19 protein-coding genes and 1 other RNA gene are annotated in these 20,016 nt (G+C 58.7%); 17 read left to right on the top strand and 3 right to left on the bottom strand.

Annotation, left to right across the window (positions count from 1 at the left end):
- Nucleotides 1-19: 19 nt before the first annotated feature.
- The 9 genes from H8K11_01970 to H8K11_01930 all read left to right on the top strand — a co-directional run bounded on the left by H8K11_01970 (nucleotide 20) and on the right by H8K11_01930 (nucleotide 7,955).
- Complete coding sequence (locus H8K11_01970; GenBank protein ID MCS6262495.1) at nucleotides 20-226, top strand: hypothetical protein; 207 nt, start codon at nucleotides 20-22, stop codon at nucleotides 224-226.
- A gap of 47 nt (nucleotides 227-273) precedes the next feature.
- Nucleotides 274-1,347: a c-type cytochrome gene (locus tag H8K11_01965; GenBank protein MCS6262494.1), complete on the top strand. Its 1,074-nt coding sequence runs from the start codon at nucleotides 274-276 to the stop codon at nucleotides 1,345-1,347.
- A 147-nt stretch (nucleotides 1,348-1,494) separates the two neighbouring features.
- Complete coding sequence (locus H8K11_01960) at nucleotides 1,495-3,120, top strand: hypothetical protein (GenBank protein MCS6262493.1); 1,626 nt, start codon at nucleotides 1,495-1,497, stop codon at nucleotides 3,118-3,120.
- Between the two features lie 20 nt (nucleotides 3,121-3,140).
- Complete coding sequence (locus H8K11_01955) at nucleotides 3,141-4,091, top strand: VTT domain-containing protein (protein MCS6262492.1); 951 nt, start codon at nucleotides 3,141-3,143, stop codon at nucleotides 4,089-4,091.
- Nucleotides 4,092-4,337: 246 nt separating this feature from the next.
- Nucleotides 4,338-4,952: a hypothetical protein gene (locus tag H8K11_01950; GenBank protein ID MCS6262491.1), complete on the top strand. Its 615-nt coding sequence runs from the start codon at nucleotides 4,338-4,340 to the stop codon at nucleotides 4,950-4,952.
- A gap of 170 nt (nucleotides 4,953-5,122) precedes the next feature.
- On the top strand, nucleotides 5,123-6,169 hold the full coding sequence (locus tag H8K11_01945; protein MCS6262490.1) for a DUF4325 domain-containing protein: 1,047 nt from the start codon (nucleotides 5,123-5,125) through the stop codon (nucleotides 6,167-6,169).
- 189 nt (nucleotides 6,170-6,358) lie between these two features.
- Nucleotides 6,359-6,709, top strand: a transfer-messenger RNA (tmRNA) gene (gene ssrA, locus H8K11_01940).
- 115 nt (nucleotides 6,710-6,824) lie between these two features.
- Nucleotides 6,825-7,388: an FABP family protein gene (locus H8K11_01935; protein MCS6262489.1), complete on the top strand. Its 564-nt coding sequence runs from the start codon at nucleotides 6,825-6,827 to the stop codon at nucleotides 7,386-7,388.
- A 156-nt stretch (nucleotides 7,389-7,544) separates the two neighbouring features.
- Nucleotides 7,545-7,955, top strand: a complete 411-nt coding sequence (locus H8K11_01930) for a hypothetical protein (protein MCS6262488.1) — start codon at nucleotides 7,545-7,547, stop codon at nucleotides 7,953-7,955.
- A gap of 193 nt (nucleotides 7,956-8,148) precedes the next feature.
- On the opposite strand, the gene H8K11_01925 is transcribed toward H8K11_01930, so the two are convergent.
- Nucleotides 8,149-9,945, bottom strand: coding sequence for a glycoside hydrolase family 15 protein (locus H8K11_01925; GenBank protein ID MCS6262487.1), 1,797 nt, complete (start codon nucleotides 9,943-9,945; stop codon nucleotides 8,149-8,151).
- Nucleotides 9,946-9,983: 38 nt separating this feature from the next.
- Here H8K11_01925 and H8K11_01920 point away from each other — a divergent pair, with 38 nt between their 5' ends.
- Nucleotides 9,984-12,215, top strand: a complete 2,232-nt coding sequence (locus H8K11_01920) for a trehalose-6-phosphate synthase (GenBank protein MCS6262486.1) — start codon at nucleotides 9,984-9,986, stop codon at nucleotides 12,213-12,215.
- Nucleotides 12,216-12,232: 17 nt separating this feature from the next.
- The gene (gene otsB, locus H8K11_01915) at nucleotides 12,233-12,997 is read left to right on the top strand and encodes a trehalose-phosphatase (GenBank protein MCS6262485.1); all 765 of its coding nucleotides are present in this window, start codon (nucleotides 12,233-12,235) and stop codon (nucleotides 12,995-12,997) included.
- On the opposite strand, the gene H8K11_01910 is transcribed toward otsB, so the two are convergent.
- Complete coding sequence (locus H8K11_01910; GenBank protein ID MCS6262484.1) at nucleotides 12,994-13,479, bottom strand: macro domain-containing protein; 486 nt, start codon at nucleotides 13,477-13,479, stop codon at nucleotides 12,994-12,996. The genes otsB and H8K11_01910 overlap by 4 nt on opposite strands.
- A 234-nt stretch (nucleotides 13,480-13,713) precedes the next feature.
- Here H8K11_01910 and H8K11_01905 point away from each other — a divergent pair, with 234 nt between their 5' ends.
- The 4 genes from H8K11_01905 (at nucleotide 13,714) to H8K11_01890 (ending at nucleotide 17,948) form a co-directional block, all read left to right on the top strand.
- Nucleotides 13,714-14,532 carry a polyphosphate kinase 2 family protein gene (locus H8K11_01905; GenBank protein MCS6262483.1) on the top strand — a complete coding sequence of 273 codons (819 nt, stop codon included), beginning with the start codon at nucleotides 13,714-13,716 and terminating at the stop codon, nucleotides 14,530-14,532.
- 112 nt (nucleotides 14,533-14,644) lie between these two features.
- On the top strand, nucleotides 14,645-15,526 hold the full coding sequence (locus H8K11_01900; GenBank protein MCS6262482.1) for a DUF4412 domain-containing protein: 882 nt from the start codon (nucleotides 14,645-14,647) through the stop codon (nucleotides 15,524-15,526).
- 31 nt (nucleotides 15,527-15,557) lie between these two features.
- Nucleotides 15,558-16,271, top strand: a complete 714-nt coding sequence (locus H8K11_01895; GenBank protein ID MCS6262481.1) for a DUF4412 domain-containing protein — start codon at nucleotides 15,558-15,560, stop codon at nucleotides 16,269-16,271.
- 1,251 nt (nucleotides 16,272-17,522) lie between these two features.
- A complete protein-coding gene (locus tag H8K11_01890; GenBank protein ID MCS6262480.1) occupies nucleotides 17,523-17,948 on the top strand; it encodes a mechanosensitive ion channel family protein in 426 nt (141 codons plus the stop codon).
- Nucleotides 17,949-18,040: 92 nt separating this feature from the next.
- Here H8K11_01890 and H8K11_01885 read toward each other — a convergent pair whose 3' ends face one another.
- Nucleotides 18,041-18,778 carry a glycerophosphoryl diester phosphodiesterase gene (locus tag H8K11_01885; protein ID MCS6262479.1) on the bottom strand — a complete coding sequence of 246 codons (738 nt, stop codon included), beginning with the start codon at nucleotides 18,776-18,778 and terminating at the stop codon, nucleotides 18,041-18,043.
- 239 nt (nucleotides 18,779-19,017) lie between these two features.
- On the opposite strand from H8K11_01885, the gene H8K11_01880 reads away from it, so the two are divergent.
- Together H8K11_01880 and H8K11_01875 are read left to right on the top strand one after the other, a co-directional pair.
- Nucleotides 19,018-19,506, top strand: a complete 489-nt coding sequence (locus H8K11_01880; GenBank protein MCS6262478.1) for a CBS domain-containing protein — start codon at nucleotides 19,018-19,020, stop codon at nucleotides 19,504-19,506.
- Nucleotides 19,507-19,592: 86 nt separating this feature from the next.
- Nucleotides 19,593-19,940 (top strand): 4a-hydroxytetrahydrobiopterin dehydratase, encoded by a 348-nt coding sequence (locus tag H8K11_01875; protein ID MCS6262477.1) that lies wholly within the window; start codon nucleotides 19,593-19,595, stop codon nucleotides 19,938-19,940.
- The last annotated feature ends 76 nt before the right edge of the window (nucleotides 19,941-20,016 follow it).

Genomic DNA, 20,016 nt, shown 5'->3' with positions numbered 1-20,016 from the left:
TGGAACAAGGAGGTGGGGTATGCGACAGATTGTGATAGCCGTCGGTATGGGGTTCGCCGTGATCATGTTGCAGGCGTGCGCAACGCCGTCGAACCCAACGGGTCATCGGACCGTGGCCTTCTCGGAAGGGCAGCAAACGCCCCTGTCGGAAGAAGAATTCATTCAAAAGGTCGAACGGCACATGGAGCGCCAGGATCGGCTGGGCACGACTCTGCGGTTTCGATGATCCGTACGGAAGGAGCATCGAAGGAAGAAGGAGGAAGGGAGGAGATCATGGGCAAGATGAGCATCAAGTGGATGGTCGGTACAGTGGTGGTGGCGACCGTCGGGGCGATGGGCTTGGCGGCCACCAGGGTCATGGGTGAGCCGTCGGTGGCGCAACCAGGCGCCGTTCCCGTGGCGCAGGAGGTGCCGCTGGGATTGGAGGATCCCAGCGGATATATTCCCGCCGACAACCCGCAGACGGCGCGGAAGCTCGAGCTGGGTCGCTGGCTCTTTTTCGACAAGCGGCTCTCAAAGAACGGAACGGTGGCGTGCGCAACCTGTCATATGCCGGGCCTGGCCTTCACCGATGGACAACCGGTCTCGACGGGCATTTATCGGTTGCAGGGCGGACGCAGCGCCCCGACGGCGATCAACCGGGTGTATAGCAAGGCGCAATTCTGGGACGGTCGAGCCGACACGTTGGAGGATCAATCAGTCGGTCCATTCGTCAGCCCGGTTGAGCACGGGTTTCTCGACCACCATGAGTTGGTGAGCAAGATCAAGAGCATCGAGGGCTATCGGATGCTCTTTCAGGAGGTGTTCGGCCGCGAAGTGACCGTCGGCAATGTGGGCCGTGCGATCGCTGCTTTTCAGCGGACCCTGTTGTCGGGCAACAGCCCGGTGGACCGGTTCGATATGGGCGGCGATGAGCAGGCCTTGAGCGATTCGGCGAAGCGAGGGCTCGAACTGTTTCGAGGGAAGGCCCGCTGCACACGATGCCACTCCGGGTTCAACTTCTCCGACGAGAAATTTCATAACCTCGGTATCGGCTGGGACACGAACACCGTCGATTTGGGGCGCTACATGGTGACGAAGAATGCCGAGGATATCGGCGCGTTTAAAACGCCCACGTTGCGAGAGATCGCGCGTACGGCGCCGTACATGCACGACGGCCGGTTTGCGACGCTCGAAGATGTCGTCCGGTTCTACAACCAGGGTGGCATCAAGAATCCGCACCTCGATAACACCGTGATCCCGCTCGAACTGACCGAGCCCGAGCAGCAGGATCTGGTCGCATTCTTACGGTCGCTCAACGGCGAAGGATGGCAGCACGTGGCTGCGCCCGTAGAGTTTCCGAAGTAAGCCGTACGTGTACTGTTTGGAAGGGCCGGGGTCGTGAGGCTCCGGCCGTTCCATCCGGCTCTCCGGGCTGCTTGCAAATGGTGGTCCCGTACGGGTAACAGAGAGGGAGAAGAAGATCCGTTCACTGCCGTCCCTGGATACGCATTCGTGATTGCTGCTGCCTCCCGCTGGATCGACCGCAATATTCTGGAACTCGCGCGCGACTTCCGGCTCTCCTATCTGCCGCCCCTCATGGTCTATATGGCCGCAGGGATTTCCGGTCTCACCGGCATCGTGGGCACGTTCTTCGTCAAAGATTATCTGGGCCTGTCCGCCGCCTTTCTTGCCGCGTTGGGATTCTGGGCAGGCATTCCCTGGGCGCTCAAAATGCCGTTCGGACACCTGGTCGATCTGCTCTGGCGCTGGAAAAGCCTGCTCGTCTATTTCGGTGCCGGCGTGATTGCGGCCAGTCTGTTGATCATGGTCGGCCTGATCGGTCACCGCGAGGCGATGGTCGCCGTGATGCCGGCCGAAGTGTGGTACGTGCTCAGCGTGTTGTTGTCGCCGATCGGCTATGTGATTCAGGACACGGTGGCGGACGCGATGACGGTCGAGGCCGTGCCAAGGGTCGATGAGCGAGGGGTGCCCATCGATGAAGCCAGGCTGAAGCTCATGCACACCACGATGCAGACGCTCGGGCGTGTCGCCATTATCAGCGGGGGCATTCTGGTCGCCCTCATTAATCTGTACCTGTTCAACGGTGTGGAAAATATGCCGAAGGAGCAGGTGGCCTCGATCTATGAGCAGGTGTATCTGATGGCGTTGGTGATCCCGGCCGTATCGGTGCTCGGGGTCATCACCGCGTCGATCCTGCGGGTGCGAACCAGGCGGCGGCTTCTCAGTCAGGGTATGACGCCAGAACAGGTTGCGACGCTCACGGACCGGGCCGCTGAACCGACCAAGCCCAATTGGTGGATTCTGGGGGGCAGTCTGGCTTTCGTGCTCTTTACCCTGACGGTCGGAGTCGCAGACTTTGCCTACAGTGAAGAAATCGTGTTCGCCGGGTCGATGGCCATCGTCTCGTTGTTGATGGTGCGCCTCACCAGGGAGCTGGCTCCCGACGCGAGGCATGTGCTCGTGGGTACCGCGCTGGTGGTCTTCGTGTTTCGCGCCGTTCCAGGGCCCGGCGAAGGGGCGACCTGGTGGATGATCGATCAGTTGAAGTTCGATCAACAGTTCCTGTCGGTGCTGTCGCTCATCGGCAGCGCTCTCACGCTCGCGGGCATGTTTCTGTTCCGGCGATTCATGGCTGAGCGGTCCATTGCCTATGTGGTGGGCTTTCTCACCCTGGCGGCATTCTTCCTGGGCTTGCCCATCGTCAGCATGTATTACGGGCTTCACGAGTGGACGGCGGCCGTGACCGGCGGGCTGGTCGATGCGCGGTTCATTGCGTTGGTGAATACCGCTCTGGAATCGCCGCTCGGTCAGATTTCCATGATTCCCATGCTGGCCTGGATCGCGAATTCTGCGCCGCCGAATCTCAAGGCGACCTATTTTGCCGTGATGGCGTCCTTCACGAACCTCGCGCTGTCGCTCGGTCAGCTCGGGACGAAGTATCTCAACCAGCTGTTTGTCGTCACCCGGGAGGTGCGCGATCCGGTGACCAACGCTATCCAGACCCCTGACGACTATAGTCAGCTCGGACTCCTGTTGATTGTGCAGGCCCTGCTCGGCCTGGCCCTCCCCTTCGCCGCCATTCTCTTTGCGCGATTCTCACGGTATCGCAGCGCCTGAGCGCACGGAAGGAGATCGCCATGAACACCTTCCAATTTCTCGCCGATCACGGCGCCTCGGTGCTGTTCTGGGTGATCTTCGTTGAGCAGATCGGATTTCCGATTCCGGCGATTCCTCTCCTCATTGCGGCAGGTGCGCTCGTCGGGGCCGGAAAAATGAGCCTCGCCATGGCGTTGCTCGTGCCGGTGGCCGCTGCGCTCCCGCCGGACCTCGCCTGGTACTATCTTGGTCGCATCAAAGGCGGCAAGGTGCTGGGGTTTCTCTGTCGCCTGTCGCTTGAGCCGGACTCCTGCGTCAGGGATACGGAAAATCTGTTTCACCGGTACGGGCCACGTGGTCTGTTGCTGGCCAAGTTCATCCCCGGTTTCAATACGGTGGCGCCGCCGCTGGCCGGGATTGTCGGCATGGCCGCGACGACCTTCGCACTGTACGATGTCGCGGGCACGTTGATCTGGGCGGCGGTCAGCGCCGGAGTCGGCGCATTATTCAGCAATCAACTTGAGCAACTCGTCGGGGTGTTGGATCAAGCGGGCGGACTGGTGTTCGGGGTGCTGCTCATCGGCCTGGCGGGATTCATCGGCTATAAGTTCTATTACCGGCAGCAGTTCCTCAGGCATCTGCGCATGTCGAAGATTTCCGTGGACGAGCTCAAACAGCGGCTGGATGCGGGCGAGGCGATCAGCGTGGTGGATGTGCGGCATCCCCTGTCGCTGCAACTCGATCCGGATACCATTCCCGGTGCGATCAACTTCACGTTGGAAGAGATCGAGCATCGGCACCAGGAGATTCCGCGTGATCGCGACATCGTGCTCTATTGCACCTGCCCGAATGAAGTCTCCAGCGCCAGGACGGCGTTTCTGCTGAAAAAGAAAGGCATCCACCGTGTTCGCCCGCTCGAAGGTGGTCTCGATGCCTGGCGGGAACGGCAGTATCCCGTAGAGCGACGAGTGAATGCCGGTGTGGGCGGTTGACGGCATGCCGCTGCGCGGAATAAGGGAGGGTCGCTAGGGGGGTGTCTCTAGCCCGGATTATTCATGAATGCCGTCGCGAGGCGTTCGAGACCGAAGCCCGCCGCGGCTTCTCGCACGTGAGGCTGACGCAGGCGTACTGGCAGTCCGTCGTGGAGGCCGAACGAGAAAAGCCACGCCGGGTGAGAGAATCAGACGACGGAGCAGGTATTCATGAATAGTCCGGGCTAGCTTGCAGAGGAGTGACGCATGACACGTCTGGTGGTGCTGATGATCGCAGGGACCGTGCTCATGTCGAGCGGCCGTGAGGCAGGCGCATGGCCGGAGATGTCGACCACTGTGAGCGAAGCCATGGTCTGGCTCACGAAAGGGGCCTCCCGTTCGAAGCCCGCACCGTTGAAGTACAAAGTGGTGGGAGTCTTTCAAAGAGACAAGCAATTCGTCGGTGGTTCGGCCGTCGCCGACGTGACGAAGCAGGTCGAGTTCGAATTCAAGTGGCCGCTGGAGGATGGGGTGTCGCCAAAAGTGCTGCCGGATATTCCGACGAAGGCGGAGCACTATCGTGATGGCTCGGCGGTCTGCCCGGCACCGATTCTGAAAGGGGCCTATGAGCATTTTGAGTTGAAGAGCATTCTGGTGATGGGACCGATGTTCGGGCTGGTGGGTGAACGGAGAACGCCGGATATGGAGGAATATGTCGGGGGTGGCGGCTGCAAGGGCACACACCTGGTTCAGGGGCAGGTGCGCGAGGAACAGGTGCTGGTGACACTTCCTCCCGAGTTCCTCGCAGGCCAGCTGTCAAAAGGGCAGGTCTTCACGCAACAGGACCAGGGATGGACCTGGACCTTCACGCCGATTCCGTGAGTTTGGAGAGGAAAGCCCGAGTTACTACGCTCACATCGTATCTCATCTGGTGGCTATTGCTGTAGAGCGAAGCAAAGGGTGATCATGCATAGGTTGACGCAGAATCGACAAAAGTTTACGCTATGACTCTGTAAAGTTTACTTGTTGGTCTGTTAAAGTTTACGGCTATCATGAAGAGAAAAACAGAGGAAATACGAAGACTTATATTGGAAAGGATTGATGACATCGGGAGGGTTTCCCAGACTGAGGTTGCCAAGACCTTTGGAATAACTCGCCAAGCTGTGTTTAAAAATCTGAAAGAACTGGTGAGGAATGGTGTGGTGCAAAAAACAGAATCGGAAGTTCACCCATATAGCCTCGTACCCCTTAAAGAATCACATGTGACCGTGCCGATTGGGCACGAGACACAAGAGGATCAAATATGGAAGGAATCTGTCGCACCCCTACTTGCAGATCAAAAGGTGAACATACGTGGGATTTGTCAGTATGGTTTTACCGAGATGTTCAATAACGTCATAGACCACTCTGTATCAGATACGGCGGATGTCCGCATCACAACGGACGCGCTGGCTGTCAGAATGGTGATCCAAGACTATGGAGTAGGAATTTGGAAGAAGTTGCAGCAGGCGTTCCAACTGGATGATCCGAGACATGCGCTATTGGAGCTCACAAAAGGGAAGTTGACGACTGATCCTAAGCGACATACGGGGGAAGGCATTTTTTTTACCTCCCGCATGTTCGATAAATTCATTCTTGCCTCCGACAAGCTTACCTTCTGTCGTTTTCACGAAGGCAACGAATGGCTTTTTGATGTCAAAGAAGAGGAAGCGGGCCCAGGTACAAGAGTTACGATGGTCCTGTACTTAGATTCTAACAAAACCACCAAAGAGGTCTTCGATAAGTTCACCGCTGACTTGGATGATTTTGGATTCAGCAGGACACATCTGTCTGTTCAGTTGGCAAAGTACGAAGGAGACCATCTGGTCTCGCGCTCTCAGGCGAAGCGCATCTTGAATCGACTCGAAAAGTTCAGAGAGGTGTATCTCGACTTCAAAGATGTGACGGAAATTGGCCAAGCATTTGCCGACGAGATTTTTAGAGTATTTGCCAATGATCATCCCTCAGTAAAATTCGTCCCTGTGAACGTCACTCCAGACGTTTCAAAAATGATTCAAAGAGCTCGATCCCATCAAGGACAGATCGAATTACCTATGTGATCGCTCGGAGCTTGGCAAAACCGACTTAGTGTGCTGGCATCCCCTTGACCTGTGCTGTATGATGAGCATCTAAGACGTAATGAGACGTGAACAGTGAAACGCGAAAGGAAGCGGAGAAGTAGCCGAATCCTTTCATGAGCGAATGGCCTCTCACGTGTTGCGTCTGACGTTTCACGATCACCAAGAAAGGGGGGCGACCGGTTTCGACGGGGATATTGACGCCATCGTCGCATGTCGAGATCTCGGGAACTCGTAAAATTCCGGGAAAAACGCAACTGCCAACCAAGAACTGGCACTCGCAGCCTAATTTAGGCTGAGACGTCGTTCCATCTGAGGCCCGCGGGGGTGGAATGGCGCGATGCAGCGGGCTGGTCCCACGCCGGTGCTCAGCGGCGGGGGGCGAGACAATACTGGGCTAGCGGCGATTCTAAGCCGGCCGATAGGCGTGGGTCGCTGCGAAGCTTAAAGAATCGGCTACACATGTAGAAGCGATGAGCTGACGATCTTCGGACAGGGGTTCAACTCCCCTCGCCTCCACCAAACCAAGCCCCTGAGTCGCAAGGCTCAGGGGCTTTTTCATTGTTGCCGGCTGCGGGTCGATGAAGGTAGATTCCCACTCCAATGGAACAAGCCACAGCATGAAAGGAACGACGACATGGGTGACGATCTGATCAAGCATCTCGGTCCGTTGGCGGCGTTGGCCGGTGTGTGGGAAGGCGATAAGGGCGCCGATGTGGCGCCTGATGACAACCGGGGCACGGAACAGAATGCCTATCGCGAGCGGTTGACCTTTGAGCCGTTCGGTCCGGTCAACAATCATGAACAACAGATCTATGGCCTTCGTTATGCGACCGTGGCCTGGCGGTTGAGCGACGGGGCGCCGTTTCATGAAGAAACCGGCTACTGGCTGTGGGATGCGGCGGCGAAGCAGGTGCTGCGCTGTTTCATCGTGCCGCGCGGTGTCACGGTGCTGGCCGGAGGAACCGTGGAGCCGGACGCCACGTCGTTTCAGATTTCGGCGGATGTCGGCTCGGATACGTATGGCATCTGTTCGAATAAGTTTCTAGATCGCGAGTTCAAGACGGTCCGGTATGAACTCACGGTGACCCTGCACGGCCCCGACAGTTTCAGCTACCACGAAGATACGCAACTGAAGATGAAGGGACGGAGCGACTTGTTTCACCACACCGATACCAATCGGGTGACACGAGTCAACTAATGCAGGTAGGCGTCCACGCGAAAATACTGAGTCCCGAGCTTGGAAGTGATCTCGTGGAACGTGGTAGAGTAAAAAGGGTGCGTTCGAAAGAGTAAGAATAGATCGCTCAGATTCTGAGAGTCTAAACGTACGATCGTTTTAGGAAGGAGGGGCGATATGCGAGGAACGTGGGTGGCGATAGCAGGAATGGTTTTGGCGACTGGTTGTGCGGGGCTGCCGCAGACCTCGAGAACGGCGATCATCCATGAGGTCAAATTTGAGGGCAGTCTGGCGCCGGCGGATCTGACCGTACATGTCGGTGACGAAATACGCTGGGTGAACCATCGGACGCTCCCCGTGCTCATCGATATTCCCGGCCTGAATGCAGAGATGTTGTCTTGCGATCGCGGCTTCTCCGGCATGATGGGAGGGGTGAGCGAGTTGAAGGAATTAGACCCGAGCAAAAGTGCAAGCTTGTGTTTCAGCAAGCCTATTGTCATCAGCTACAATGCCCGCATGAAATCAGCCGATCCGGGGGGCATGAAGATCGAGCCCGGCACCATCCGCGTCGTCGGCCCCGCCCAGTAGTCTGTGCTTACCCGGCTTACGCCGCGTTACCCTCTCCTTCGCCCCGGGGCTTGTCGCACGGCTCCGGGGTTCGAGTTAGATCCTCAGACCAGAGATTTCGATTGTGCCGGATGTCGTCTCGGTCGGCGCGCACTGTCGGCGCGGCACTGTTGTACGGGGCAGAGGCGGCCGTCGGACTGCACAGGCGTGAGAGTTAGAGCACCGTCGTCCAGGAGGGACTGACGGCGAAGGCGGCGTTGATCAGACCGACGTGGGAATAGGCTTGTGGAAAGTTTCCAAGCTGAGTGCGGGTTTCGGGGACGAAATGTTCGGAGAAGAGCCCCAGATGGTTTGCGCCGGTGAGGACCTGGGCCATAATCTGCTGCGCTTCAGCCATTCGCCCCAGTCGCGCGAGTCCTTGGACGACCCAGAAGGAACAGATGACGAAGCTGGATTGCGGCCGTCCGAAGTCGTCGGTGCGCAGGTAGCGGAAATAGAAGCCGGTTTCTTTCCCGCCGGCTTGCACGGCCAGCGCGCGCGCGATGCTCTGCATCGTGGTTTCGCACACGTCGCGGTTGGGAAAGCCGAGGATCGCCGCTTGTGCCAACGAGGCATCGTAGGTGTCGTCCTTGGGACCGTTGCGCAGTGAGCCGTCTTTCGTGGCGTTCAACAGCGCCTGTGCCGCCCGTGCGCGCGCCGCGTCGAGGTCGAGCGTCAACGAGGGGAGAAATCCCGCCTTGTGCATGCGGTGAGCCCGATCGAGCCCGGCCCAACACATCAGATTCGAAAAGGAATGTTCCTGCCAGCCGTTGCGAATCTCCCACAATCCTGCATCCGGTTGGGCGATGGTTCGATCGCAGAGTCGGGCCAGGTTGGCGACGAGTTGTTCCTGATCTTTGGTCCGCAGATCGTAGAAACGATTGTCGGAGAAGATCGGCGTCAGTGCGAGGACCAGTTCGCCGTAGACATCGTTTTGGATATGTTCGGCGGCCTGATTGTGATTGCGCACCGGCGCGCTGCCGCAGAAGCCGGCCCAGTTCCGGTGTTCGGTTTCCGGCAGCGGGAGATCCTGGCTGAGCGTATACACGGGCGCGAGTCGTTCCCGCGAATGTTCATGCGTGTAGGCGATGTTGAGCAGGAACTTGAGAAACCCTTCCATCTCTTCGAAGTGCCCGAGATTGTGGAAGGCGGTCAGAGAAAAATAGGCGTCGCGCAGCCAGCAGTACCGATAGTCCCAATTCCGCGGGCCGCCCGGTTCTTCCGGGAGGCTGGTGGTCAACGCGGCGAGAATGGCGCCCGTGTCTTCATAACAATGGAGCTTGAGCGCGAGGGCGGAGCGAATGACTTCTTCCTGGTGCAGCACCGGGATCGAGCAATGTTTCACCCACATGCGCCAGTAGCGGGTCGTCTGGTCGAGGAACTCGTGACTGACCTTGGCGAGATCGTCTTCGATGCCCAGGCCCCAGGTGAGCGCAAAGTACGTTTTCTCGGTGAGGGCGAAGGGGCGTTCCTCGTACAAGTAGGTCAGGGGCATGTTGGTCAACAACCGGAGGTACTCCCCGCGGATGTCATACCGGACGTGGCTGTTGCCGCGCATGCCGCGGGCATATTCTTTCCCCCATCCCGTGACCGGGCGGCAACTCACGCGGATCGAAGGGGTGCCGGCCAGCGGTTCGACGATTCGAAAGAGAGCGGCGGGACGATAGACGCGGCCGTACTGTTCGAAGCGCGGGCAGAAGTCTGTGATCCTGAAGGTGTCGCCCTTTGACGTGGACACCTCCGTCACCAGGATATTTGTATTAGGAAGGTAGCGTTGCGTTGTCTTGACTTGAGCGGAGCTGGTAGGGCTTGATATGGAAAAGTGCCCTCCCTCCGGATCGAGGATTCGACCGAAGACCGGGTCGCTATCCGGTCTCGGCAGACAGAGCCAGTCCACAGACCCGCTTTCATGAATATGGGCGGAGACGTGGCAATTGCCGATGAGTCCGTAGGGGTACATGCCCCCGACCATAAGAGATTTTCGTCTCAAAGTAAACTGCAGGAGCAAAAATGCGGCTGTCCCTCCGGTTTATCCTTCCCCTCTTGCTGGTTTTGGGAGTCGTGGCGTATAGCGTCGTGCCCCTCGTCGATTCGCTCACGCTGAAGTGGTTCACGCGCGACCTCGAAAGCCGATCCAAATTACTGGCCAGCACGATGGAAGTGCCGTTGGCGGACCTGGTCGTTTCGCGTTCACGCACCAAGATCTTCGCCTACTTTCACAAAGTCATTCAGGATGAGCGGCTCTATGCGCTGGGTTTCTGCGATACGCAGCAGCGCCTGCTCTACCAGACGCTGACCTATCCCGACCAGCTGTCCTGCGAAAGTCTGGCGCATCTGGCACCGGGCTCATCGGAAGTGGTGGAGTTTGCGCAGGGCCCGCTGCACGTGGTGGTGGCGACCATTCAGTCGGGGGGGAAAGTTCAGGGCCGCCTGATGTTGGTCCACGATATGAGTTTTGTGCACCAGCGCAGCACCGATACGAAGTGGTACATCTTTTATCTGTTCGTCGGACTCGCAGGGCTGATTTCCGCGGTGACCGTGCTCGTCGCGCAGCTCAGTTGGCGAGGTTGGGTGGCGGGAGTGCGGGCCATGTTGACCAGCAAAGGGTTGCCGCCTGAATCCGCCGGAGCCCATTCGTCCGAACTGCATCCGGTGGCGCAAGATCTCCATGCGCTGGTGCGGGAATTGGAAGCCGATCGCCGGATGCGCGATGAAAGCCAGATCACCTGGAGCCCGGCCAGCCTCAAAACCATTCTGCATGAGCATCTCTCGGGCGACGAGATTCTGATTGTCTCCAATCGTCAGCCCTACATCCACAATCGACGCGGGCAGAAAATCGAGGTGCAAGTGCCTGCCAGCGGGCTGGTGTCCGCACTCGAGCCGGTGATGCGGGCTTGTTCGGGCGTGTGGATCGCTCACGGAAACGGTTCAGCGGACCGGGAAGTCGTGGATAGCCGCGACCACGTACGGGTACCGCCGGACCATCCTTCCTACGACATTCGCCGCATCTGGTTGTCGCCCGACGAAGAATCCGGGTTTTATTACGGGTTCTCCAACGAGGGCCTCTGGCCCTTATGCCACAATGCGCATGTCCGTCCGACGTTCAGGACTTCCGACTGGGAACAGTATGTGGCCGTCAACGAGCGGTTCGCGAAGGCGGTGGTGGAAGAGGCCAAGACGGATGATCCGGTGATCCTCGTACAGGATTACCACTTTGCGCTGCTCCCGAAGATGGTGCGTGAGAAGCTGCCGAACGCCACCATCATTATGTTCTGGCATATTCCCTGGCCCAATTCCGAGAGTTACGGCATCTGCCCCTGGCGGCAGGAAATTCTGGAAGGTTTGCTCGGCAGCAGCATCGTCGGGTTCCACACCCGTGAGCATGGCAACCATTTCCTGTCCTGCATCGATCGCATCCTGGAGGCGCGCATCGACCGCGACAGCTCCACCGTGTCCTACGGCGGGCGCCTCACGGCGGTGAATCCCTACCCGATTTCAATCGAGTGGCCGTCGCGCTGGTTGGAGAACCAACGGCCGGTGCCGGACTGCCGGGTGCACATTCGTGAGCGTCATGCGATGGGCCCGGATCGGCTGGTCGGGATCGGCGTCGACCGCTTGGACTACACCAAGGGCATCATCGAGCGATTTCTCGCCGTGGAACGATTGTTCGAGCTGCAGCCCGAGTGGGTCGGCAAGTTTTCCTTCATTCAGATCGCGGCACCGAGTCGGACGATCATCGACCAGTACCAGCATTTCCACGATCAGGTGTATGCGCTGGCTGAGCGCATCAATAAGCGGTTCGGGCGCGAAGGGTATGAACCGATCGTGTTGAAGGTGAAGCATCACGAGCCGCCGGATGTGTATGAGTATTACCGGGCCTCCGAGCTCTGCTTTGTCACGAGTCTGCATGACGGCATGAATCTGGTGGCGAAGGAATTTATCGCGGCCCGCGACGACGAACAAGGTGTGCTGATCCTCAGCCAGTTCACCGGAGCGGCGCAGGAGCTGCCGGAAGCGTTGGTGGTGAATCCCTACGATATCGACCAGTGCGCGGCGGCGTTGCACATGGCGCTCTCCATGACCCCGAAGGAGCAGCGCGCCCGTATGCGCAGCATGCGCGGACTGATTCAGGAGTTTAATGTGTACCGGTGGGCCGGTCGTATGCTGATGGATGCGGCCCGCATGCGGCGCCGTATCCGCGTGATGAAGCAAGTGGGACAAGCTTCGGGACGGGGGCGGTAATCGCACCGATGCAGGACGTGCTCAGCACTGCAGGCAAGCGTGTCCTCGATCGGCTGGCCGGTCAGGCCGAGGCGTTGTTTGCCTTCGATTTCGACGGCACACTGGCGCGCATCGTTCAGGACCGGCACGCCGCCGTTCTCACCCACCCCATTCGTGATGCCTTGCATGCCCTGGCAGTGACGGCGCCGACGGCGGTCATTTCGGGACGCTCACTTGCCGACCTCAGTCCGCGCGTGGACGGCATTCCCGCCCATCTCATCGGCAATCATGGGCTCGAAGGGTTGCATGCGTCGGAACGCGTCATGCACCAGGCTCAAGATTGTTGTCGCGCCTGGCTCAAGACGATCTCCAAGGACGAGCGCAATCTGACGCGAGCGGGCGTGGTGGTGGAGGACAAAACCTATTCGGTCACGTTTCACTATCGGCAGGCTTGCTCACCGCAGGTTGCGCGGGAGGCGATCTTTCATACCGTGTCGATGTTGGCGCCTGCGCCAAGGCTCGTGTTGGGGAAAGCCGTGGTGAATGCCATCCCCTCCGGCAATCTCCATAAGGGGTCTGCGATGTTGGAATTGATGCACCAGCTGAAGAGTTCCGGTGCCCTGTACGTCGGCGATGACGATACCGATGAGGACGTGTTTTCGCTGCCGGATGAGCGCATCGTCACGGTGCGCATCGGGAAGAAGGCTGCGTCTGCCGCACAATGGTATCTTGCGCGGCAGTCGCAGATCGGACTCTTGCTGCAGTATCTCGTCCGGGCGCGAAGCCGGACCCTATCGGCCTAAGCTTCCTGCGCCGTCACCCCTTTTTTGTACTGACCGTAGACGTACACAGGAATATTCAGGTCTTTCAAGGCCTGCTGGAGCAAGGGATAGACCTTTTCCCATTCCAGTCCGCCGACTCCCGTTGCCAATCGAGGTAACGCCAGGCTCTTCACCTGATGCTCCTGCAGTTCCTTCTTCAACGCCTGGAGCGCATGGTTGACGTTAGGCAAGGTGGCCTTGCCGGGACGATCCTGATCGCTGGCCGGCGGCTCTTGCGTAAACAGGTTGATGATGACCGGCGAATTCGGTCCTTTCCAGGACCAGGCGCCGCCCGGTTTGGGATTGTAGGTTTGGCAATAGTGGCGAAAATCTTTGTACATGCCGGGCCACTGCTCACGAAGTGACAAGGCTAAGCCCTGCTTAAAATTGTCGTGGGGGGCAATGCCGTGTGCGATCGCGCCTGCGGTGGATAAGAGGATGTCTCCGGTCACTTCCTTGAGCATGACTGACGCCTCCTTGATGTGGGAATAAGGTCATGTCTTATCACATAAGGCCGCGTCCGTTTCAATCAATGGAGCGCGGGAAGAAATTTAATTCGAGTCCTGGATGCGACTCGTTTCATCGCCGATAGAGTCGCTCGCCATGACGGCGTGCAGGCAGCTGTTTCATCAAGAGATCGTGCAGAGACGCGCTGGTCGTGGTCAGTGGAGGGAGGCACTATTGTGGAGAAGGATGACATGAAGGCCTATCGCATCGAGCCCGGCTGCCGCCTGGCATTAAAACGGTTCGATCCCGATGACACCGGGGCGTACAAGAAGAATGAGGATGGGAAAGCCAAGGCCAAGGCGGCGGCGGACGAACTCATTGCGACACTCGATCAATTGCAGGAACGTCTTTATGCCAACGGCTCGCGCGCCCTGTTGATCGTGCTGCAGGGTATGGACACCAGCGGTAAGGACAGCACGATCAAGCACGTGATGTCCGGGGTCAACCCGCAAGGCTGCAAGGTGGTATCGTTTAAACCACCCTCCGACGAAGAGTTGTCCCATGACTTCCTCTGGCGTGTGCACCAGAAAGCGCCTCCCAAAGGCCAGATCGGAATCTTCAACCGCTCGCATTATGAAGACGTGTTGATTACACGGGTGCATGGCTGGGTCTCGGACAAGGTGGCGAAGCGCCGATTCAATCAGATCAAGGAATTCGAGGAACTCCTTGCCGAGAACGGGACGGCCATTCTGAAATTTTTCCTCCATATTTCAAAAGACGAACAGAAGGCCCGCCTGGAAGCCCGCATTCACGATCCTGAAAAGCGGTGGAAATGGAATTCCGGGGATCTGGAAGAGCGCAAATTGTGGGGCGAGTATATGACGGCGTTCGAAGAGGTGATCGCGGCGACCAGCACCGAACAGGCCCCCTGGTACGTCGTGCCGGCCAATCGAAAATGGTATCGTAATCTCGTGGTGGCGGAACTGGTCGTTCAAGCGCTGACTGCGATGAAGCTCTCGACCCCTCCGGCTCCGAAGGGGGTGAATTTCAATACGCTGAAGATTGTCTAGGGCGTGGTTGCTCGCATAGGCAGGCCCGGCCGGTCCCGGCTGGTTCGGGCCACTACACTCGGCTACACTGCAACTTGTGTTGCAGGCGCTCGTCTAACCAGGAGTCTGAATCATGCAGAGAAGATGGCCGATTGTTGTCGCGACCGTTGCCTTGAGTCTCGCTCCATTCTCTGCCGGCGCCGGTGAGTTTGAAGGTGTGCTCCGCATGACGACCAGTCACGCGGACACCGGCATGAAGAGCGCGATGGACTGGTATCTCAAGGGTGACAAGGGCCGCATGGAAATGTCTCGCGGCGAAGGGCGCACGAGCGTCATGATCTTCGACGCCACGACCAGAACGATGCAGATGGCGATGCCCGGGCAGAAGTCTTATATGGAATTCAGCTTGGCGGGCGAGCGTGGGGAGCATCTTGCGCAGGCGTTCGAAAATCAGGCCGTCGAGCGGACGGGCAAGACCGAGACGATCGCGGGATATTCCTGCGAGATCTGGCGCATCACCGACAAGGAACAGCATCGACTGAAGAGCCACGTCTGTGTGGCCAAGGGATTCGGAAAAGCCGCGACGTTCTGGGCTGATCAGAAGGATGGGCGGCGATCTTCGCGGCCCGGCTGGATGAAGCAACTTGCCGAAGAGGGAGGCTTCGCCATCCGGAGTATTCAGTATGACGAAGCGGGCAAGGAGTCCATGCGCATGGAAGTGACCAGCATCGACAAAAAGAGTTTGGATGCCGGCCTCTTTGCCTTCCCGGCTGACTGGGCGAAGCAGGACATGTCGGCGATGCAGGAACGGATGAAGGCGATGCGTGAGCAACAGGGGCAGGGTAAGGCGGATCTTTCCAAGATGCTGGAGGACATGAAAACGCGCAAAGCCGCGCGCCGCGGTGCGGGTGAGCCGGCCGGTGAGGCCGAGCAGCAACCGGATATGCAAGAGATCATGAAGCAGCTCGGCGAGGCGATGAAAAAACAGCAGGTACAACCGCAAGGCGGGCAGTAGCTCCGCGCATCCGGACTGAAAGGAGAGCGACATGCGTACGGTCATGCTGGGTTTGGCGGGAGGCGTCCTGCTGACGGCTGTTGCGGCAGTCGCGTCGGCGAGTGATTTTGAGGGCCTCATGCTCCTGAATGAGACGAGCGACGGGATCACCATGCAGCAGCAGTGGTTTCTGAAGGGCGACAAGCTGCGGTTTGAAGAAATGGGTCCGGATACGGACAAGGGCGCCATGATCTTCGATGCGAAGAAGAAGGTGATGTACGGCCTTCAGCACGACGAAAAGATTTATATGGAGATCCCCACGGGGGAGACGTCGAAGGCTGCACCGGACAGGTCGGAGGATGTCGTGGTCGCGAAGACTGGAAAACGCGACCAGGCCGCGGGGTATTCGTGCGAGATCTATCACACGAAAGACAAGTCGGACGGCAGCACCGGCGAGCTCTGTATCGCGAGGGGGATCGGGAATGCGGCCATGCTCGGGATGATGAGCGCGCAAGCGGGAGGTGGTTCGTTGCTGCCGGGGTGGATGCGTGAGCTGTTCAAGGACGGCGGGTTTCCGATCAAGGGTGTGGATCGTGATGCCAAGGGGAATGAGGAGGCTCGCTGGGAGGTTGTGACCATCGAAAAGAAGAGCCTCGACGATGCGTTGTTCCTCCCTCCCGCCGACTACAAGAAACAGGACATGGCCGTGATCAGGCAGCAGTCCGGCGACGCGATGCAGGAGGGGCGGTCACCGGCGGACCGGTAAGGCTGCAAGTTGCCGGCCTCGAGTGACGGGGGCGGTCGGGTCCTCACCGGAATATCAACGACACCCTGTATTGACAGAATTTTTCGAGGAGCGTAGATAGGATTTGCGGCCCGATTCCATCGTGGTAGCTGGGAGACCGGACAGACCGCGCGGCTGCCGTCTAGATCTCCCACTGAGTCCCGCAACGGAAAGGAGGGTGGACGATGAACGATACGACTCCACCTGGCCCGTACGGCCTGCCGGATTGAAGGCGAGCAGCTCGCCGGGGCTTCCGGACAGTTCTCTCTCGGCTATGCCTCGCGGCATCGAAGACGCACCGATCACCATCATCGCGTCATGCCCCTAAGCGGAGAACTGATGTCGGTATCCACACGTCGCCTGTTGATGACAGGCTGTTGTTCTCCGGCGAGATGTTCTTCCCTCTTGTTCGACTCGGCGGGTCTTCACGGGCCGCTACATCACAGACAACATTCGGCGTCCTAAGCGCCACCCAGGGGCTCCTGTCCAAGCAGGGGCCCTTGCCGTAACGAGAATCCCGAACCGACCTATCGGAATCGGATCAAGAAATATGACTAGGGCCGATTTTCCTATTGACAGGATTTTCTAAGGAGCGTAATAGGGAATCGTGTATTCCAAGGGCTGTGTTAACCGTGACGAGGCGATGGACAGTGCGCGCCTGTTCGGGAAACCTCGCCACTCCTCAACCGGGGAGGTTCACAGATGGAAGAACTTACGCCACCGGACTAGAACGGCCCGCAGAGTAGAGGGTGGGCTGATCGTCGGTCGGGTTTGACGATCCTTCGCTGGCTTGTGCCTCTCGGCACTATCCGATAACCGGATAACAGCCACCGAAAAAGAGAAGGATTCGATTCAAACACGAGGCACACAAGTTTCCTGGGATAGACTATCCCCCGACGGACATCCTGATACCCCGTCTTCTCGACCGGGTCCTGTGTCTCCGACAACATAATCGACATTCGGCGTCCCAAGCGCCATCCACGGGCGACCTCCCACCGCAGTGTAGGGTCGCCCGTGGCTTTTTATGCGACCCGGTCTTCCGCCCTTGTTCCTTCCTTCTTCCATGGCATACAGTCCCAAGAGTTGCTGGTTCTGATCACGTGCCGTGCCATGGGAGGTCCCTATGTCTTTTCTTGACGTATTTGTTCGTGGAGATTTCATCAATCCTGCCACTTTGGTCGGGCTGCGTTTTACGCGTTCTTATGTATCCTGATTGCCTGGGTCCTCGCTCGTATGATCCGGTTGGGCGTGCGCCGGGTGGCGTATCTTCTGAGCGATCCGGCGGCATCGACGCTGCTGATCAGGTTGGGGCAAGTGGTGGTCTATACCCTGGCGGTCATTCTCTACTTCAACGCGATCCCACAACTGCACTCCGTGGGGACGGCGTTGCTGGCGAGTGCCGGTGTGGCGTCGATCCTCTTCGGTTTGGCGGCGCAGACCACCCTCAGCAACTTGGTTGTCCGGCTTCGCCTTGCTGTTCTATCAGCCCTTCGAGGGGGCAATCGTGTGCAACTGTCTGCACCGACCGGACTCGAAACCGGCGTGATCGATGAGATGACCATGGGCTATATTTTGGTGAAGACGGTCGATGACCGCCATATCGTGGTGCCGAATAGCGTCGCTGCCCAGCAGATCGTGGTGAAGCTCCGTGCATCTTAAGAGCCAATAGCAAATGGCTTATCGCCCAGAACAGTGACGGGGCCGTTCTCTTTCCGAGCCATAGGCCATCAGCCATCTGCTCTGTGCCGAGTTCAGATGCGGTCCGGAAAGTCGGAAATGATGCCGTCCACGCCCAGGTTGCGCATGCGTTGGATGTCCTGCGGTTCATTCACGGTGTACACGAAGACCTGTCGTCCGAGGTTGTGGTACGTCTGCAGCAAGATGGGTGTGACCGTCGAAAAGTGGAGCCCGACATGGGAGGCATCCAACGCGACGACATCCGCCACAGGGTCCGGCGGCAGCCGGCGGTGCTGCAAGACCATGATCTTCGCGTCGGGATCGGTGTGCCGTACGCGCTGCAGCTCCGGCATCAGAAACGACGCGTAGATCAACGGTCCGGGGAAGCCGGTGCGCTTGACGATCGCGCAGGCCTCGTTGCCGATTCCCTCCACTTTGAGTTCGAGAATCATCCCGACGGCGCGCCCCGCCACGTCCAAGGCTTCCTCCAGCGTGGGGACACGCTGCCAGTTCCCCGCATCGAGCCGTTGTATCTGCTCGAGCGACATCTCGGACACGTGTCCGCTCTTGTTGGTGGTGCGGTCGATGGTGTCGTCGTGCAGCAATACAAGATGACCGTCGCTGGTTGCGCGGAGATCGATTTCGATGAGATCTGCGTGAAACGAGCGGGCTTTCCAAATAGCGGCGAGGGTGTTCTCGGGGGCGTGGCCGGCGGCTCCCCGATGACCGATGCGAAGGACGGTGGCGATAGCGACCTCGCGTGAGATGCCCTGGGAGAGGGCCCTCCCCGATCCTGCGTCGACCGGTTGCAGGGAGGGGCTTTCTTTTCGAACCCCACTTCCCTACCATATTTCGCATAAGTCTGCAAAGAACGCCGAGGGGCCCATTCTCCGGTGAGTTGGTATGATGGTGAAGGGCAGACCCGGTCCCGGTTCTGTCATGATCGGATGATGTGGTCGGAGGTGGCATGGATCAGAGCGAGTGATGATGCAGAATACATTCCCCTTCCGGTGACTCCTCTACGAGTCGCCCTGTGTGAAAGGAGGCTGCCATGCTTGTCCAGGATGTCATGTCTACCGGGGTGGTCACGGCCAGGAGAAATGAGTCGGTCCGTAGCGTGGTCACCAAGATGCTGAGTCGTCATTGCGGTGCCATTCCGGTCGTCGAGGACGGCGAGCTCTTGATCGGCATGGTGACGTTGCGCGATGTTTTGATTCCGCTCTATCCCAATTACGGCGAATATATTCATGACAATGTGCACAGCCGGGATTTTGTCGAGATGGAGGAAGGGTACGCGGATGTCCTCACTCAACGAGTCGAGGAGGTCATGAGCCTGAATCCGCTGACGGTGACGCCACGGACCCCGGTGCTTGAGGCCGCGTCCTATATGGGCCTGAAGAATTTTCGCCGGATTCCGGTGGTCGAAAAGGGGACATTGGTCGGGATGGTCAGCCTGGGCGACATCAATCGAGGGCTCTTTTTCGAACGGGGGCATGCCGTGATGGATGAACGCAGGGTCGCGCAACCGTCAGGGCGATAGGGCGGTTGCGGGACCGAACGGGCAACTCGTAGAATAGCCTCTGCTTGAAACGACCAAGGGCTGTCACCGTCTGCGAAGGAGATGTCATGAGTCTGGCCGACAATAAATGTATTCCCTGTCGAGGCGGAGTCCCTCCCCTCCCCGCCGATCGTACACAGACCTTGTTGCAAGAGTTGGGGCGTGGGTGGGCGTTGAACGCCCAAGGCCATCTCGAGCGGCTGTATACATTCAAGGATTTTGCGCAGTCGCTGGCCTTTGCGAACAAGGTCGGCGCAGTGGCCGAGGCCGAGGGGCATCATCCGGATCTGTACGTGGCCTGGGGCAAGTGCAAGGTGGAGATTTGGACGCACAAAATCAATGGGCTCACGGAGAGCGATTTTTACCTGGCTGCCAAAGCGGATCGAGAGTTTGAACCGTTCCGGGCGGGGACCTAACCAGGAGAAGTCATGGCGCATCTACTGCGACAGCCGATCCTCTCGCTCGGCGCGGACGTTCTCGTTCGACCTCCTC

It is taken from the genome of Nitrospira sp., from assembly GCA_024998565.1.
Lineage (GTDB): Bacteria > Nitrospirota > Nitrospiria > Nitrospirales > Nitrospiraceae > Nitrospira_A.
Note: the sequence above shows the minus strand (reverse complement) of the source record. Positions and strands in the feature narration are given on the sequence as shown.

Coding starts and splice junctions, on each gene's coding strand:
- H8K11_01970 (MCS6262495.1), top strand. CDS start 20: ATGCGACAGATTGTGATAGCCGTCGGTATGGGGTTCGCCGTGATCATG.
- H8K11_01965 (MCS6262494.1), top strand. CDS start 274: ATGGGCAAGATGAGCATCAAGTGGATGGTCGGTACAGTGGTGGTGGCG.
- H8K11_01955 (MCS6262492.1), top strand. CDS start 3,141: ATGAACACCTTCCAATTTCTCGCCGATCACGGCGCCTCGGTGCTGTTC.
- H8K11_01950 (MCS6262491.1), top strand. CDS start 4,338: ATGACACGTCTGGTGGTGCTGATGATCGCAGGGACCGTGCTCATGTCG.
- H8K11_01945 (MCS6262490.1), top strand. CDS start 5,123: ATGAAGAGAAAAACAGAGGAAATACGAAGACTTATATTGGAAAGGATT.
- H8K11_01935 (MCS6262489.1), top strand. CDS start 6,825: ATGGGTGACGATCTGATCAAGCATCTCGGTCCGTTGGCGGCGTTGGCC.
- H8K11_01930 (MCS6262488.1), top strand. CDS start 7,545: ATGCGAGGAACGTGGGTGGCGATAGCAGGAATGGTTTTGGCGACTGGT.
- H8K11_01925 (MCS6262487.1), bottom strand. CDS start 9,945: ATGGTCGGGGGCATGTACCCCTACGGACTCATCGGCAATTGCCACGTC.
- H8K11_01920 (MCS6262486.1), top strand. CDS start 9,984: ATGCGGCTGTCCCTCCGGTTTATCCTTCCCCTCTTGCTGGTTTTGGGA.
- H8K11_01910 (MCS6262484.1), bottom strand. CDS start 13,479: ATGCTCAAGGAAGTGACCGGAGACATCCTCTTATCCACCGCAGGCGCG.
- H8K11_01905 (MCS6262483.1), top strand. CDS start 13,714: ATGAAGGCCTATCGCATCGAGCCCGGCTGCCGCCTGGCATTAAAACGG.
- H8K11_01900 (MCS6262482.1), top strand. CDS start 14,645: ATGCAGAGAAGATGGCCGATTGTTGTCGCGACCGTTGCCTTGAGTCTC.
- H8K11_01895 (MCS6262481.1), top strand. CDS start 15,558: ATGCGTACGGTCATGCTGGGTTTGGCGGGAGGCGTCCTGCTGACGGCT.
- H8K11_01890 (MCS6262480.1), top strand. CDS start 17,523: ATGATCCGGTTGGGCGTGCGCCGGGTGGCGTATCTTCTGAGCGATCCG.
- H8K11_01880 (MCS6262478.1), top strand. CDS start 19,018: ATGCTTGTCCAGGATGTCATGTCTACCGGGGTGGTCACGGCCAGGAGA.
- H8K11_01875 (MCS6262477.1), top strand. CDS start 19,593: ATGAGTCTGGCCGACAATAAATGTATTCCCTGTCGAGGCGGAGTCCCT.